At 62.2% G+C, this 12,714-nt stretch carries 13 protein-coding genes and 1 pseudogene; 7 read left to right on the forward strand and 7 right to left on the reverse strand.

Annotated elements, in window-relative coordinates:
- Positions 1-18 precede the first annotated feature (18 nt).
- Together MESS2_RS01260 and MESS2_RS01265 are read left to right on the forward strand one after the other, a co-directional pair.
- A complete protein-coding gene (locus MESS2_RS01260) occupies positions 19-768 on the forward strand; it encodes a molybdopterin-synthase adenylyltransferase MoeB (protein ID WP_008872213.1) in 750 nt (249 codons plus the stop codon).
- Between the two features lie 4 nt (positions 769-772).
- On the forward strand, positions 773-1,261 hold the full coding sequence (locus MESS2_RS01265; protein WP_008872214.1) for a GNAT family N-acetyltransferase: 489 nt from the start codon (positions 773-775) through the stop codon (positions 1,259-1,261).
- A 44-nt stretch (positions 1,262-1,305) separates the two neighbouring features.
- Here MESS2_RS01265 and MESS2_RS01270 read toward each other — a convergent pair whose 3' ends face one another.
- Positions 1,306-2,307 carry a 2-hydroxyacid dehydrogenase gene (locus tag MESS2_RS01270; protein ID WP_008872215.1) on the reverse strand — a complete coding sequence of 334 codons (1,002 nt, stop codon included), beginning with the start codon at positions 2,305-2,307 and terminating at the stop codon, positions 1,306-1,308.
- 158 nt (positions 2,308-2,465) lie between these two features.
- On the opposite strand from MESS2_RS01270, the gene MESS2_RS01275 reads away from it, so the two are divergent.
- Complete coding sequence (locus MESS2_RS01275) at positions 2,466-3,023, forward strand: SH3 domain-containing protein (protein ID WP_008872216.1); 558 nt, start codon at positions 2,466-2,468, stop codon at positions 3,021-3,023.
- A gap of 16 nt (positions 3,024-3,039) precedes the next feature.
- Here MESS2_RS01275 and MESS2_RS01280 read toward each other — a convergent pair whose 3' ends face one another.
- Both MESS2_RS01280 and irrA read right to left on the reverse strand, forming a co-directional pair.
- Entirely contained in the window at positions 3,040-3,399 is a 360-nt protein-coding gene (locus MESS2_RS01280) for a DUF4260 domain-containing protein (RefSeq protein WP_008872217.1), read from the reverse strand.
- Between the two features lie 10 nt (positions 3,400-3,409).
- Positions 3,410-3,841: an iron response transcriptional regulator IrrA gene (irrA, locus tag MESS2_RS01285; protein WP_006337949.1), complete on the reverse strand. Its 432-nt coding sequence runs from the start codon at positions 3,839-3,841 to the stop codon at positions 3,410-3,412.
- Positions 3,842-4,185: 344 nt separating this feature from the next.
- Here irrA and fabA point away from each other — a divergent pair, with 344 nt between their 5' ends.
- From fabA to MESS2_RS01305, 4 genes and pseudogenes are all read left to right on the forward strand, one after another.
- Positions 4,186-4,704, forward strand: coding sequence for a 3-hydroxyacyl-[acyl-carrier-protein] dehydratase FabA (gene fabA / locus MESS2_RS01290; protein ID WP_006337950.1), 519 nt, complete (start codon positions 4,186-4,188; stop codon positions 4,702-4,704).
- 31 nt (positions 4,705-4,735) lie between these two features.
- Positions 4,736-5,956 carry a beta-ketoacyl-ACP synthase I gene (gene fabB / locus MESS2_RS01295; RefSeq protein ID WP_008872219.1) on the forward strand — a complete coding sequence of 407 codons (1,221 nt, stop codon included), beginning with the start codon at positions 4,736-4,738 and terminating at the stop codon, positions 5,954-5,956.
- A 15-nt stretch (positions 5,957-5,971) separates the two neighbouring features.
- The gene (gene fabI / locus MESS2_RS01300; RefSeq protein ID WP_008872220.1) at positions 5,972-6,784 is read left to right on the forward strand and encodes an enoyl-ACP reductase FabI; all 813 of its coding nucleotides are present in this window, start codon (positions 5,972-5,974) and stop codon (positions 6,782-6,784) included.
- An 85-nt stretch (positions 6,785-6,869) separates the two neighbouring features.
- Positions 6,870-7,220 (forward strand): annotated as a pseudogene (locus MESS2_RS01305) (putative bifunctional diguanylate cyclase/phosphodiesterase); the annotation flags it as partial.
- 165 nt (positions 7,221-7,385) lie between these two features.
- On the opposite strand, the gene MESS2_RS01310 reads toward MESS2_RS01305, so the two are convergent.
- From MESS2_RS01310 to corA, 4 genes are all read right to left on the reverse strand, one after another.
- Positions 7,386-8,399 carry a class I SAM-dependent methyltransferase gene (locus MESS2_RS01310; protein ID WP_008872222.1) on the reverse strand — a complete coding sequence of 338 codons (1,014 nt, stop codon included), beginning with the start codon at positions 8,397-8,399 and terminating at the stop codon, positions 7,386-7,388.
- Between the two features lie 172 nt (positions 8,400-8,571).
- Positions 8,572-10,719: a polyribonucleotide nucleotidyltransferase gene (gene pnp, locus MESS2_RS01315; RefSeq protein ID WP_008872223.1), complete on the reverse strand. Its 2,148-nt coding sequence runs from the start codon at positions 10,717-10,719 to the stop codon at positions 8,572-8,574.
- Between the two features lie 409 nt (positions 10,720-11,128).
- On the reverse strand, positions 11,129-11,440 hold the full coding sequence (gene rpsO, locus MESS2_RS01320; protein WP_280953385.1) for a 30S ribosomal protein S15: 312 nt from the start codon (positions 11,438-11,440) through the stop codon (positions 11,129-11,131).
- Between the two features lie 152 nt (positions 11,441-11,592).
- Positions 11,593-12,687, reverse strand: a complete 1,095-nt coding sequence (corA, locus tag MESS2_RS01325) for a magnesium/cobalt transporter CorA (RefSeq protein ID WP_008872225.1) — start codon at positions 12,685-12,687, stop codon at positions 11,593-11,595.
- Positions 12,688-12,714: the final 27 nt, after the last annotated feature.

Consider the following 12,714-nt stretch of genomic DNA (forward strand, 5'->3'; position numbering starts at 1 on the left):
CCGCAGTAAGGTTTGCAGATGACCTCTCTGACCGACGAAGAACTCGAACGCTATGCCCGCCACATCGTACTGCCCGAAATCGGCGGGCCCGGCCAGCAGAAATTGAAACGTGCGCGGGTTCTGGTCATCGGCGCCGGCGGGCTGGGTGCGCCAGTGCTCGAATATCTGGCGGCAGCTGGCGTCGGCACGCTCGGCATCGTCGACGACGACACCGTCTCGCTGTCAAACCTGCAAAGGCAGGTGATCCATGGCACCGACACAGTCGGCATGGCGAAAACCGGCAGCGCCAAGGCGGCGATCGCCCGCATCAACCCCCACGTCGCCGTGGAAGAGTACAATCTCAGGCTGACGTCGGACAACGCCCCTGCCCTCGTCGCCCGCTATGATGTCGTCGTCGACGGTTCCGACAATTTCGAGACGCGTTATGCCGTGGCCGACGCCTGCGCGGCGGAAAAACGGCCATTGGTGCATGCCGCCGTCGGCCGCTTCGACGGCTCGGTGACGGTGCTGAAACCGTTCGAGGCCGGTACGGATGGCAGCCCGAATCCGAGCTATCGCGATCTTTTCCCCGACGCGCCGCCGCCAGGACTGGTGCCGTCCTGCGCCGTCGCCGGCGTGCTCGGCGTGCTGACCGGTGTCATCGGCACATTGCAAGCCATGGAGGCGATCAAGCTGATCGCCGGCATCGGTGAACCGCTCGTCGGCCGGCTGCTGCTCTACGATGCGCTGGCCGCGCGCTTCGACACGATCCGCTACAAAAAGAACTAGAGCCATGGACCGAGCCATGGGCGTTTCAATCCTGCAGCTTCCCGCTGATTGCGACCGTTGGGACGAAGTGCTGGCGCTGATCACGCGTGCGTTCGCCGCGATGGACGGCGTCATCGATCCGCCATCCTCGGCGCACCAGCTTTCCCCGGAAAATCTCCGGGACAAGGCCGGGCGGGAGACAGTCTTCGCGGCGCTGAAGGACGGCAGGATCGTCGGCTGTGCGTTCGTCCTGGAACGGACCGATGATTTGTATGTCGGAAAGCTCGCCGTAGAGCCGGAGCTTCAGGGTCAAGGCATTGGCAGGCGGCTGGTGCAGGCTGTCGAGGCTCTTGCCCACGGCCGAAACAAGCCCACGATCGCGCTTCAGACGCGGATCGAACTGACTGGAAATCACGCAGCCTTTGCGCGCCTTGGCTTTCGCGAAACGGAACGGACGGCTCATGACGGTTACAGCCAACCGACTTCGATCACTATGCGCAAGGCGCTTTCGTAAGGCTTAACCGACATAAGGTGCATGGGCTGCGGCGCGAGCCGCGGTCACGCCCGCAGTGGCAGCACGCGGTCCGGCGGGCGGTGACCATCGAAAAAGGCGCGGATGTTGATGATGACCTTCTCGCCCATGTCGATGCGGCCCTCGAGCGTCGCCGAGCCCATATGCGGCAAAAGCACGACCTTGCCCTTGGCGGCGAGCTTCAGCAGTTTCGAATTCAGCGCCGGCTCGTGTTCGTAGACATCGAGGCCGGCGCCGGCGAGCTTGCCGTCCTGGATCAGCTTGACCAGCGATTCTTCGTCGATGATGTCGCCGCGCGCCGTGTTGACGATGTAAGCGGACGGTTGCATAAGCGCCAGCCGCCGCGCCGAAAGCAGGTGGAAGGTTGCCGGCGTCGATGGGCAGTTGACCGAAATGATGTCCATGCGGGCAAGCATCTGGTCGAGGCTTTCCCAGTAGGTCGCCTCCAGTTCGTCCTCGACCGCCGGCAGTACGCGATGACGGTTGTGGTAGTGGATCGAAAGACCGAAAGCCTTGGCCCGCCTGGCAACCGCTGTGCCGATGCGGCCCATGCCGAGAATGCCGAGGCGTTTGCCCCAGATACGCCGGCCCAGCATCCAGGTCGGCGACCAGCCGGCCCATTTCTTGTCGCCGGTCAGCACGTTGGCGCCTTCCGCCAGCCGCCGTGGCACCGCCAGCATCAGCGCCATCGTCATGTCGGCCGTATCCTCGGTCAGCACGTTAGGCGTGTTGGTGACGGTGATTCCCTTCCTGGCCGCTGCCTCCACGTCGATCTTGTCGACGCCATTGCCGAAATTGGCGATCAGCTTAAGGTTGTCGCCGGCCTGAGCGATCAGTGCCGCATCGATATGGTCGGTTATGGTCGGCACCAGAACGTCGGCTTCCTTGACCGCCGCGACCAGTTCCGGCTGCGTCATCGGCCTGTCCTCGACATTCAGCCGGGCGTCGAACAGCTCACGCATGCGGGTCTCGACCGGGTCGGGCAGCTTGCGCGTGATGACGACGAGAGGCTTTTTTTTGCCTGCCATTGTTCCCTCGAATCCCGATCTCGTTGAGACCTCTTTAACCAAGACCGGCGAAACTGAGAACCGATCGCGGCGCCGGTCATCCATGTAACAAGCGGTGCCGCCGAAGACAAAGAAAAAGGGGCGCCGGGGCCGATGGGCGAGCGCCGAAAGGAACGAAAGTGTCTGGTTTCGCGTCGCTCCGCCTGACCATTTGCGCGGCATTTCTCGGCGCTCTGCTTTACGCCCCTGTTGCGGCGGCGCAAAGTGCGGCAGCGCCCGCCCAGACGATCACGCTCGGGCCGAGCGGCCTGCCGCTGCCGCGCTTCGTCAGCCTGAAATCGGGCCGCGTCAACTCCCGCGTCGGACCGGGCGTCAACTACTCCGTCGACTGGATGTATATGAAACCCGGCCTGCCGATGGAAATCATCCAGGAATTCGATACGTGGCGTCGCGTGCGCGACGCCGACGGCTCGGAGGGCTGGATCAACCAGTCGCTGCTTTCGGGCCGCCGCACGGCGATCGTGGCGCCCTGGCAGCGCGGCAAGGGTGGCCGAATCAATCTGCTCAACGACCCGGACAAGGGTGCCAGCGTCGTCGCCATCGTCGAGCCCGGGGTGATGGGCACGATCAAATCCTGCGACGGCCAGTGGTGCGAGATGACTTTCGACGGCCACACCGGCTGGCTCGCCCAGTCGCTCGTCTGGGGCGCCTATCCGGGCGAGCGGGTCAAGAATTGATCCCATCGGCCGCCCACTAGCGGCCGATACGGCCGAGATGTGTGTCTTGAAAACCGGTGGGCAGTTTTAACCCATAGCCGAGGGCACGGTCGACGGCAATATGGGCGATCCAGATCAGTGCAACCGCGGTCTCCATCGAATTGGCGAAGACGTATCCGACAAGCGCCAGGATCAGCGGGACGATCAGTATGTGCAGGGCATTGTAAGCGATGGCGCCGACGCGCGGCCCGGCCAGATACCCCAGCATCGACAGATCTGGCACCAGGATGAGCAGTGCAAACAGCCACCAGGAAACGCCGGTCATCGCGTTGAAGAAGAGAGCCCCGACCGCAACGGCAACCCATTCGAGCCGAACTGCCAGATCGACAGGCTTCATCGAACGGTGCTCAATCGCAGCGTTTGGGGCGCAGCCTCACCACAATGTCGACATTGGCGATCTCCATGCCTTCCGGCGGCTCCGGCAGGTTGGAAACCGTGACTGGACCGCTGGCGATGTCGAAGATCCTGTTTTCGCCTTCGATATAGAAATGATGATGGTCGGAGGTGTTGGTGTCGAAATAGGTTTTCGACCCTTCGACGGCCAGGATGCGCAGAAGCCCCGCCTGGGTGAATTGGTGCAAGGCGTTATAGACGGTGGCCAGCGACACCGGCACGCCGGCGGCGATCGCCTCCTCATGCAGTTCCTCCGCCGACAGATGGCGGTCGCCCTTGGCGAAAAGCAGATCGGCCAGCGCGATGCGCTGACGCGTCGGCCTCAGGCCGGCTTCGCGAACCCGCTTGTCCACAGCGACATTTTCCTTCCGGCAGCCCAAATCCATCTATGCGTCGAAGCTCACAGTTCCGCCCCAAGACGTGCCCAGAATGGCAAAAAACAATATCGGCCGAAACTGGACACCTCCTGACATATATTCTGTCGGCCGAATACGATCAATAGAGCGACGTGCGTCCTGTTGGACGCACAAAAGTACGCCCTATCACTTTTTAGCCTCGCATCGTGCTTTCCGGAAATCGATTCCGATTTCCGGGCCGATGCGACCGCGCGCATTGACCCGGGCAGACAGGCAGGTTAAGCGCAAACGCCGGTTTCCGGCCTGAAACAGATTGTGTTAGGAAACCAACGACAAGGGCGCCCTACCGCCCGGGATGATTACGGGGATGATTGATGGCGGGTTCTAAATCCAGCTACGAATACGAGGAATTGCTTGCCTGCGCCCGCGGCGAGCTGTTCGGAGCAGGAAACGCCCAGCTCCCCTATCCGCCGATGCTGATGTTCGACCGCATCACCGAGATCAGCGAGACGGGCGGCGCCTTCGACAAGGGTTTCATCCGCGCCGAATTCGACATCAAGCCGGACCTGTGGTTCTTCGCCTGTCATTTCATCGGCAATCCGATCATGCCGGGATGCCTCGGCCTCGACGCCATGTGGCAATTGACGGGATTCTACCTCGGCTGGCTCGGCGAGCCTGGCAAGGGAATGGCGCTGTCGACCGGCGAGGTGAGGTTCAAAGGCATGGTCACGCCGTCGGTCAAGAAGGTGGAGTATGGCGTGGACTTCAAGCGCGTGATGCGTGGTCGACTGGTGCTTGGCATCGCCGATGGCTGGCTGAAGGCGGATGGCGAGCCCATATACGCGGCAACGGATCTCAAAGTGGGTCTGTCAAAGCAATCGGCGGTCGCCTGACCGTCACCGGACACTCTGGAAGGAGCAGCCCATGAGACGGGTCGTAGTAACAGGCCTCGGCATCGTGTCGTCGATCGGCAACAATGCCAACGAGGTGCAGGCCTCGCTCCACGATGCCAAATCCGGCATCAGCTTCTCCGATTCCTTCGCCGAGCACGGCTTCCGCTGCCAGGTCTGGGGGGCGCCGACGCTGGACCCCTCAGCCACGATCGATCGCCGGGCCATGCGTTTCCTGTCGCAAGGTGCGGCCTGGAACCATGTCGCCATGGATCAGGCGATCGCGGATGCCGGAATTGGCGAGAACGACATCACCAATGAACGCACCGGCATCGTCATGGGATCGGGCGGACCGTCGACCCGAACCATCGCCGAGGCAGCCGAAACCACCCTCAAGAACGGCAGCCCCAAGCGCATCGGTCCGTTCGCCGTGCCGAAGGCGATGTCGTCGAGCGCCTCGGCGACGCTTGCCACCTGGTTCAAGATCCACGGTGTCAACTATTCAATCTCCTCGGCCTGTTCGACGTCGGCCCACTGCATCGGCAATGGCTACGAACTGATCCAGTGGGGCAAGCAGGATATGATCTTTGCCGGCGGCCATGAGGATCTCGACTGGACGATGTCGGACCTGTTCGACGCGATGGGCGCCATGTCGTCGAAATACAACGACAGGGCATCGGTCGCGTCCCGCGCCTACGATGTCGATCGTGACGGTTTCGTCATTGCCGGCGGCGCAGGCGTGCTGGTTCTGGAAGAGCTCGAACATGCCAAAGCGCGTGGCGCCAAGATCTATGCCGAGATCGTCGGTTACGGCGCGACCTCCGACGGCTACGATATGGTGGCGCCCTCGGGCGAAGGTGCGGTGCGCTGCATGCGGCAGGCGCTGGCGACCGTCTCTTCGCCGGTCGACTATATCAACACGCACGGCACCTCGACGCCGGTCGGCGATTCCAAGGAAATGGGCGCGATCCGCGAGGTGTTCGGCGAGAAGATGCCGTTCATCACCTCGACGAAATCGCTGACCGGCCATTCGCTGGGCGCCGCCGGCGTGCAGGAATCGATCTATTCGATCCTGATGATGCAAGGCGGCTTCATCGGCGAAAGCGCCCATATCGAGCAGCTCGATCCGGAATTCGAGGGCATGCCGATCGTGCGAAAGCGCATCGATAACGCCAGGATCGACACTGTTTTGTCCAATTCGTTCGGTTTCGGTGGCACCAACGCAACGCTGGTTTTCCAGCGCTATTCCGCATAAGGGATCTTGCCGGCCATGGACGGATTGATGAAGGGCAAGCGCGGGCTTGTCATGGGTGTCGCAAACGATCATTCGATCGCCTGGGGCATCGCCAGGAAATTGTCCGAACATGGGGCGGAACTCGCCTTCACCTATCAGGGCGACGCTTTCGGGCGCCGGGTCAAGCCGCTCGCCGACAGGCTTGGCGCATCCCTGGTGGTGCCTTGCGATGTCGAGGACAGCGCATCGGTCAGCGCGACCTTCGAGACCTTAGGCAAGGAATGGGGCGGGCTGGATTTCGTCGTCCATGCCATCGGCTTTTCCGACAAGAATGAGCTGAAGGGTCTCTACGCCGACACCAGCCGCGACAATTTCGTCCGCACCATGGTCATCTCCTGCTACTCCTTCACCGAGATCGCCCGCCACGCCGCCAGGCTGATGGGGGACAGCGGCTCGATGATCACGCTGACCTATGCGGGCTCCGTCCGCGTCATGCCGAACTACAACGTCATGGGCGTCGCCAAGGCTGGGCTGGAGGCCAGCGTCCGCTATCTGGCCAATGACTACGGCCCGCGCGGCATCAGGGTGAACGGCATATCGGCGGGACCGGTGCGGACCCTGGCCGGCGCCGGGATTTCCGACGCACGTCACATGTTTTCCTATCAGCAGCGCAACTCGCCGCTGCGCCGCACCGTAACCATCGACGAAGTCGGCGGTTCCGCGCTCTATCTCTTGTCCGACCTGTCGTCGGGCGTCACCGGCGAAATCCACTATGTCGATTCCGGCTATCACATCGTCTCCATGCCGACGCTCGACGAGTTGAAGCAGACCGACAGTGGCAAGGACTAGCCGTCCAGTAAAATTGTTAATATTCGCCGCAACTCATTTTAAGGAGATGTCCGCTAAAAGTCGTGCAGCTTGGGACTTTGTGATAATGGCTGCTGCCAGCAATCCGACGCGAACACCGATGTTCCGGCTGCTCACCATAGCCAGCTCGGGCATTGGCAGTTTCATCCTCGGACTGTGGGGTCTCAAATTCGGTTTCGGCGACGGCCTTGCCGGCATGCAGACCGGAACGATGATCGGCATCATAGCGGCACTTTGCGCGCTCGCTTCGGCGGGAGCAGCGCTGTCCTTCTTCGCCGGCGTCGATGAATCGGCGGACTATGTCTTCAAGGAAACCCATTTCGACAAGCTGACCGGCCTGCTGGCGCGCCCGGCAATGGTCGGCAGGATTGCCGATGCCGCGTCCGCGACGATGAAAACCGGCGAACCGGTGTTTCTCAGCGTCGAGACCGAAAACCAGGCGACGCTGCTTCGGGCGGCCGGCTGCGAGGTGGTGCAAGGCTTTCTGTACGGCCGGCCCGCGCCGCTCGAGCTTGGCGAAACGCAGGCGATCCATGATATCCGCGAACGGCGTGTCGCCAATCTGCATTGAATTTTGCCTTCCTTAGCGGCGTGCCGCGAATATCTTGAACATGCCGTCGCGGGCGATCTCGGCGTGGCTGGAGAAGGCGGCTGCCAGCACCGGCTCGTAGGGGAGTTGACGGTTCGCCACCATGAACAGCCGCCCGCCCGGTTTCAGCGCCTTGCCCGCCGCGCGGATCATGCCGGCGCCGATCTCCGGTTCGGCGGCCCGGCTGCGGTGAAAGGGGGGGTTCATGACGATTGCGTCATAGCGGCGCTCGACCGGCTCGCCGAGCAGATCAATCCAGAAGAAGCGCGGCTCAACGGTGCCTTTGCCGACATTGCCTTTCGCCGCTTCGAGCGAGGCGAAGTCCGCCTCGTAAAGATCGAGCCCTGATATGCCGGGCGAGCGTGCTGCGACCTCCGCCGCCACATAGCCCCAGCCGGCGCAGAAATCGGCGATGTTGCCACGCAGGTCGTTGGGCAGATTGTCCACCAGCAATTTCGAACCGGCATCGACCTTGTCGAAAGAGAACATGCCCGGCGCAGTGTGGAAACGGCCCTCGGGCACAAGGTCCGGATTGCCCGCGCGAAGCTGTGCCGCGGCCTCCGCAGCGACCGTCCGACGAAACCAGAAGGCGATGCCGTGATGTTTCGGCAGATGGCCTTCGAGCGGCACCAACTCGCCGATACGCTTGCGCAGGCTGGCAATGCCGTCGTCCTTGCCGCCGGCAACGACGATCGATCCGCCTGATACCACGCGTTCCAGCGCCTCGGCGATGCGCAATTCGTTTTGTCCCCGATGACGGCCGGCAAGGATCAGCGCCATGTCAAATGCGCTGCCTTCGGCTTGCGGGGTTACGCTGAAGCCCGAAGCCTGCAGGGCGCGAAAATGCGGCCGGAAACCCTGCACGAGATGCAGCGCGGCGGCGAAGCCATCGGGCAGGCGAAAACCGGGTTCGGCGCCCAGAAAGAGCACACGCTCTCCCTTTCGCGGCAAGGCAATGGCCTCGGCCTCGAAGGGGTGGAACAATGTCTTCAGCGGCTCTGCGGCCATTCTCGCCCTCTGCAAAAGAAAACGGGCGCAACCTCCCGGCGCGCCCGCTTCGATTTCATTGCTTCCCATCGGCCCGAAAATCGAAATCGATTTTCGGAAAGCACGATGCGAACATTCAAAGCTTTAGAGCGTACTTTGTGCGTCCAGTGGGACGCACGTCGCTCTAATCCGTTCAGGCGGCGTTTTCTTCGCCTTCGGCCTTCTTGTCGCGAACGATTTCCTTGCCGGTGGCCTGGTCGACGACCTTCATCGACAGGCGGACCTTGCCGCGCTCGTCGAAGCCCATCAGCTTGACCCAGACCTTGTCGCCTTCCTTGACGACGTCCGAGGTCTTGGCGACGCGGTCGTTGGCGAGCTGCGAGATGTGGACGAGGCCGTCACGCGGACCGAAGAAATTGACGAAGGCGCCGAAGTCGGCGGTCTTGACGACCGTGCCTTCGTAGATCTCGCCGACTTCCGGCTCGGCGACGATGGTGTGTATCCACTTCTTCGCCGCCTCGATCTCCTTGGCGTTGGATGAGGCGATCTTGACCGTGCCGTCGTCCTCGATGTTGATCTTGGCGCCGGTCTTTTCGACGATCTCGCGGATGACCTTGCCGCCCGAGCCGATGACGTCGCGGATCTTGTCGGTCGGGATGTGCATGACCTCGATGCGCGGCGCGAACTCGCCGAGTTCGGCACGCGCGCCGGAGAGCGCATGGGACATTTCGCCGAGGATATGCTGGCGGCCGTCCTTGGCCTGGTCGAGCGCGATCTTCATGATCTCTTCGGTGATGCCCTCGATCTTGATGTCCATCTGCAGCGAGGTGATGCCGTTGGCGGTGCCGGCGACCTTGAAGTCCATGTCGCCGAGGTGATCCTCGTCGCCGAGAATGTCGGAGAGCACCGCGAAGCGTTCGCCTTCCTTGATCAGGCCCATGGCGATGCCGGCGACCGGCTTGGCCAGCGGCACGCCGGCATCCATCAGCGCCAGCGAGGTGCCGCAGACGGTGGCCATCGACGACGAACCGTTGGACTCGGTGATCTCCGAGACGACGCGCAGCGTGTAGGGGAACTGGTCGGCGGTCGGCAGCATCGGACGAATGGCGCGCCAGGCGAGCTTGCCGTGGCCGATTTCGCGGCGGCCCGGCGAACCCATGCGGCCGGTCTCACCGACGGAATAGGGAGGGAAGTTGTAGTGCAGGAGGAACTTCTCCTTGTACATGCCGGTCAGCGAATCGACATACTGCTCGTCCTCGCCGGTGCCGAGCGTGGCAACGACCAGCGCCTGGGTCTCGCCGCGGGTGAACAGCGCCGAACCATGGGTGCGTGGCAGGACGCCGACTTCGGAAACGATCTTGCGGACCGTCTTCAGGTCGCGGCCGTCGATGCGCGAGCCGGTGTCGAGAATGTTCCAGCGCACGACCTTGGCCTGAAGCTCCTTGAACACGCTGCCAATCTGCTCGGACGTGTACTTGGCCTCTTCGCCTTCGGCCGGCGTGAACGTGGCCTTGACCTTCGCCTTGACGGCGTCGACGGCGGCATAGCGCTTCTGCTTGTCGGTGATCTTGTAGGCGTCGCGGAGCTCGTCACCGACGATCTTCAGCATCTCGGCCTCGAGCGCGGAATAGTCCGGCGCGGTGAAGTCGCGCGGGTCCTTGGCGGCGACTTCGGCCAGCTTGATGATCGCGTCGATCACCGGCTGAAAGCCCCTGTGGCCGAACATGACGGCGCCGAGCATCAGATCCTCGCCGAGTTCCTTGGCTTCGGACTCGACCATCAGCACGGCGTCGGCAGTGCCGGCGACGACGAGGTCAAGCTTGGATTCCTGCATCTCGTCGACATGCGGGTTTAGAACGTATTCACCGTTGATGTAGCCGACGCGAGCGCCGCCGATCGGGCCCATGAAAGGGACGCCGGAAAGCGTCAGGGCCGCCGAAGTGGCGACGATCGACAGGATGTCCGGATCGTTCTCGAGGTCGTGCTGGACGACGGTGACGACGATCTGGGTGTCGTTCTTGTAGCCGTCGGCGAAAAGCGGGCGGATCGGGCGGTCGATCAGGCGGGAAACCAGCGTTTCCTTCTCGCTCGGACGGCCTTCGCGCTTGAAATAGCCACCCGGGATCTTGCCGGCGGCATAGGTCTTTTCCTGGTAGTTGACGGTCAGCGGGAAGAAGTCGAGGCCGGGCTTCGGCTCCTTCATCGAAACGACAGTGGCGAGAACCTTGGTTTCGCCATAGGTGGCGAGCACCGCGCCGTCAGCCTGGCGCGCGATCTTGCCGGTTTCCAGGATGAGCGGACGGCCGCCCCATTCGATTTCCACTTTGTGGTGATTGAACATGTCTTGTCCTTCATATGCGGAAAGGGCCGCGCCGTTTCACGGTGCGCGAATGCCCTTTCCCTGGCTTCCTTTCTCGGGCAGCCACGGGCAAGACAACGGGAAGCTCGGGCAGTTCGGCTTTGTGGCCGCGACGAGCGTCCTGCAATCCTGCCCCATGACCGTCCATGGGCGGTTTCGAATGGCCCTCTGCTGTCTCGAAACCGGTCTGGCCAATCGATCCGACTGGCCTTGCGCGTGACCCCGAAAACCACGGCTTTCGGCAAGCGTCATGCGCAAATTCAAATTTCCAGAGCGTCTTTCTCTCGCATCCCTGCGGATGAGCGGCGCTCTATCATTTGAGCCGCGGATTGATCCGAGGCTCAAATACGCGACCGGCGGGCTCTCCTGGGAAAGCCCGCCGGCCAATTCGTCAACGGCGCAGACCGAGCTTCTCGATCAGCGTCTGATAGCGCGCGTCATCCTTGCGCTTGAGATAATCAAGCAGGCTGCGGCGCTGGGAGACGAGAGCGAGCAGACCACGGCGGGAATGGTTATCCTTCTTGTGGTCCTTGAAATGATCGGTCAGGTTCTTGATGCGCTCGGAAAGGATGGCCACCTGGACTTCCGGAGACCCGGTATCGCCCTTGGCGGTTGCGAATTCTCCCATCAATTCCTTCTTGCGCTCGGCGGTAATCGACATCGTGTTTTTCCTTATCTGTTTGAGGAAACGGGACGCCCTCAGCCGGGATGTCGTCCAGCAGGGGCCGGTGCAAGCAAGGCGTCAGTGCGCGATGCTGCGGCGCATATAGTGCAATTCCCCGGAAAACACCAGCCCAATTCACAAGCCGGCTTTGCCGCGGCTTTTGCGAGAGAAATGAAGACTTTGAAGCTACGCTAAAGCCATTTCTTCCATTTGAAGAAGCTGACGAGCCCGATCGCGACAAGCAACATGAAGACGAGCGCGGCCGGATAACCATATTGAGCCTTCAGCTCCGGCATGTTCCAGGGCGAGCTCTCAGGATCGAAATTCATTCCCCACACACCGACAAGGAAGGTGAGCGGCATGAAGATGACCGAGATGATGGTGAGATAGCTGATGACGTCGTTGGTGCGCGCCTGGCTCAGCGACAGATGCATCTCGATCAGGCCGGTCAGCATGTCACGCTGGGTTTCGACCAGTTCGATCAGCCGGAGCGAATGATCGAGCGTGTCGTTCAGGAAGACCTTGGTCTCGGCCTTCACATAGGGCACGTCGTTGCGGATCAGCGTCGCCAGGGCGTCGCGCATCGGCCAAAGCACGCCCTTCAGCACATTGGCGTCGCGCCGCAACTCGTGAAGCTGCCGCATCTGGTGCTTGTGCGGCGTGTTAAGCATCTGATCCTCGATGTCGTCGACCATTTCGGCGGCGGTCTCGACCGGCGGGAAATAGCTGTCGACGATGGCGTCGATCAGCGCATAGGCGAGGTAATCGGCGCCGCGCGAGCGCAAGCGGTTGGGCGCCGAGCTTTCGATGCGCTTGCGCACGGGATCGAACGGATCGCCCCCGCGCTCCTGGAAGGTGACGACGAAGTTCCTGCCGAAGAAGACAGCGATCTGCTCGTAGCGATGCGCCGTGACATCGTCGATCATCCTTATGACGACGAAGGCATGGTTCTCGAAGAAATCCACCTTCGGCCGCTGGCCGGTGTTGACGACATCCTCCAGCGCCAACGGATGCAGGCTGAAAATGCGGCCGATCTCCTCGATCAGCGGGATGTTGGCAAGACCAGTGCAATCCAGCCAGATGACCGGCCAGTTGTCGCAATGGGTGTTGAGGTCGTCGATACTGGCATTTTCGATGGTCTCGAACTTGTCGGGCGACATCAGCGTCAGCCTGAGTTCGGACCGGCGGGCCGCGGGATCTGCAATCAGCGTGCCCGGCGAAGCGCCGACCGGCGGCCGCCGCGTTTTCGCCGGCGCCCGCTTCTTGATCGCCTCAACCTTTGCCATGTGCCCCTCGGGTATAACGTCTGACCA

Source organism: Mesorhizobium metallidurans STM 2683, from assembly GCF_000350085.1.
In the GTDB taxonomy this organism is placed as follows: Bacteria; Pseudomonadota; Alphaproteobacteria; order Rhizobiales; family Rhizobiaceae; genus Mesorhizobium; species Mesorhizobium metallidurans.

Excerpts from the sequence above, each read along its gene's own strand:
- pnp (WP_008872223.1), bottom strand. The coding sequence starts at position 10,719 with ATGTTCAATCACCACAAAGTGGAAATCGAATGGGGCGGCCGTCCGCTC.
- irrA (WP_006337949.1), bottom strand. The coding sequence starts at position 3,841 with ATGGATTTGGGCTGCCGGAAGGAAAATGTCGCTGTGGACAAGCGGGTT.
- corA (WP_008872225.1), bottom strand. The coding sequence starts at position 12,687 with ATGGCAAAGGTTGAGGCGATCAAGAAGCGGGCGCCGGCGAAAACGCGG.
- fabA (WP_006337950.1), top strand. The coding sequence starts at position 4,186 with ATGGCGGGTTCTAAATCCAGCTACGAATACGAGGAATTGCTTGCCTGC.
- MESS2_RS01260 (WP_008872213.1), top strand. The coding sequence starts at position 19 with ATGACCTCTCTGACCGACGAAGAACTCGAACGCTATGCCCGCCACATC.
- fabB (WP_008872219.1), top strand. The coding sequence starts at position 4,736 with ATGAGACGGGTCGTAGTAACAGGCCTCGGCATCGTGTCGTCGATCGGC.
- fabI (WP_008872220.1), top strand. The coding sequence starts at position 5,972 with ATGGACGGATTGATGAAGGGCAAGCGCGGGCTTGTCATGGGTGTCGCA.
- MESS2_RS01280 (WP_008872217.1), bottom strand. The coding sequence starts at position 3,399 with ATGAAGCCTGTCGATCTGGCAGTTCGGCTCGAATGGGTTGCCGTTGCG.
- MESS2_RS01265 (WP_008872214.1), top strand. The coding sequence starts at position 773 with ATGGACCGAGCCATGGGCGTTTCAATCCTGCAGCTTCCCGCTGATTGC.
- MESS2_RS01310 (WP_008872222.1), bottom strand. The coding sequence starts at position 8,399 with ATGGCCGCAGAGCCGCTGAAGACATTGTTCCACCCCTTCGAGGCCGAG.
- MESS2_RS01270 (WP_008872215.1), bottom strand. The coding sequence starts at position 2,307 with ATGGCAGGCAAAAAAAAGCCTCTCGTCGTCATCACGCGCAAGCTGCCC.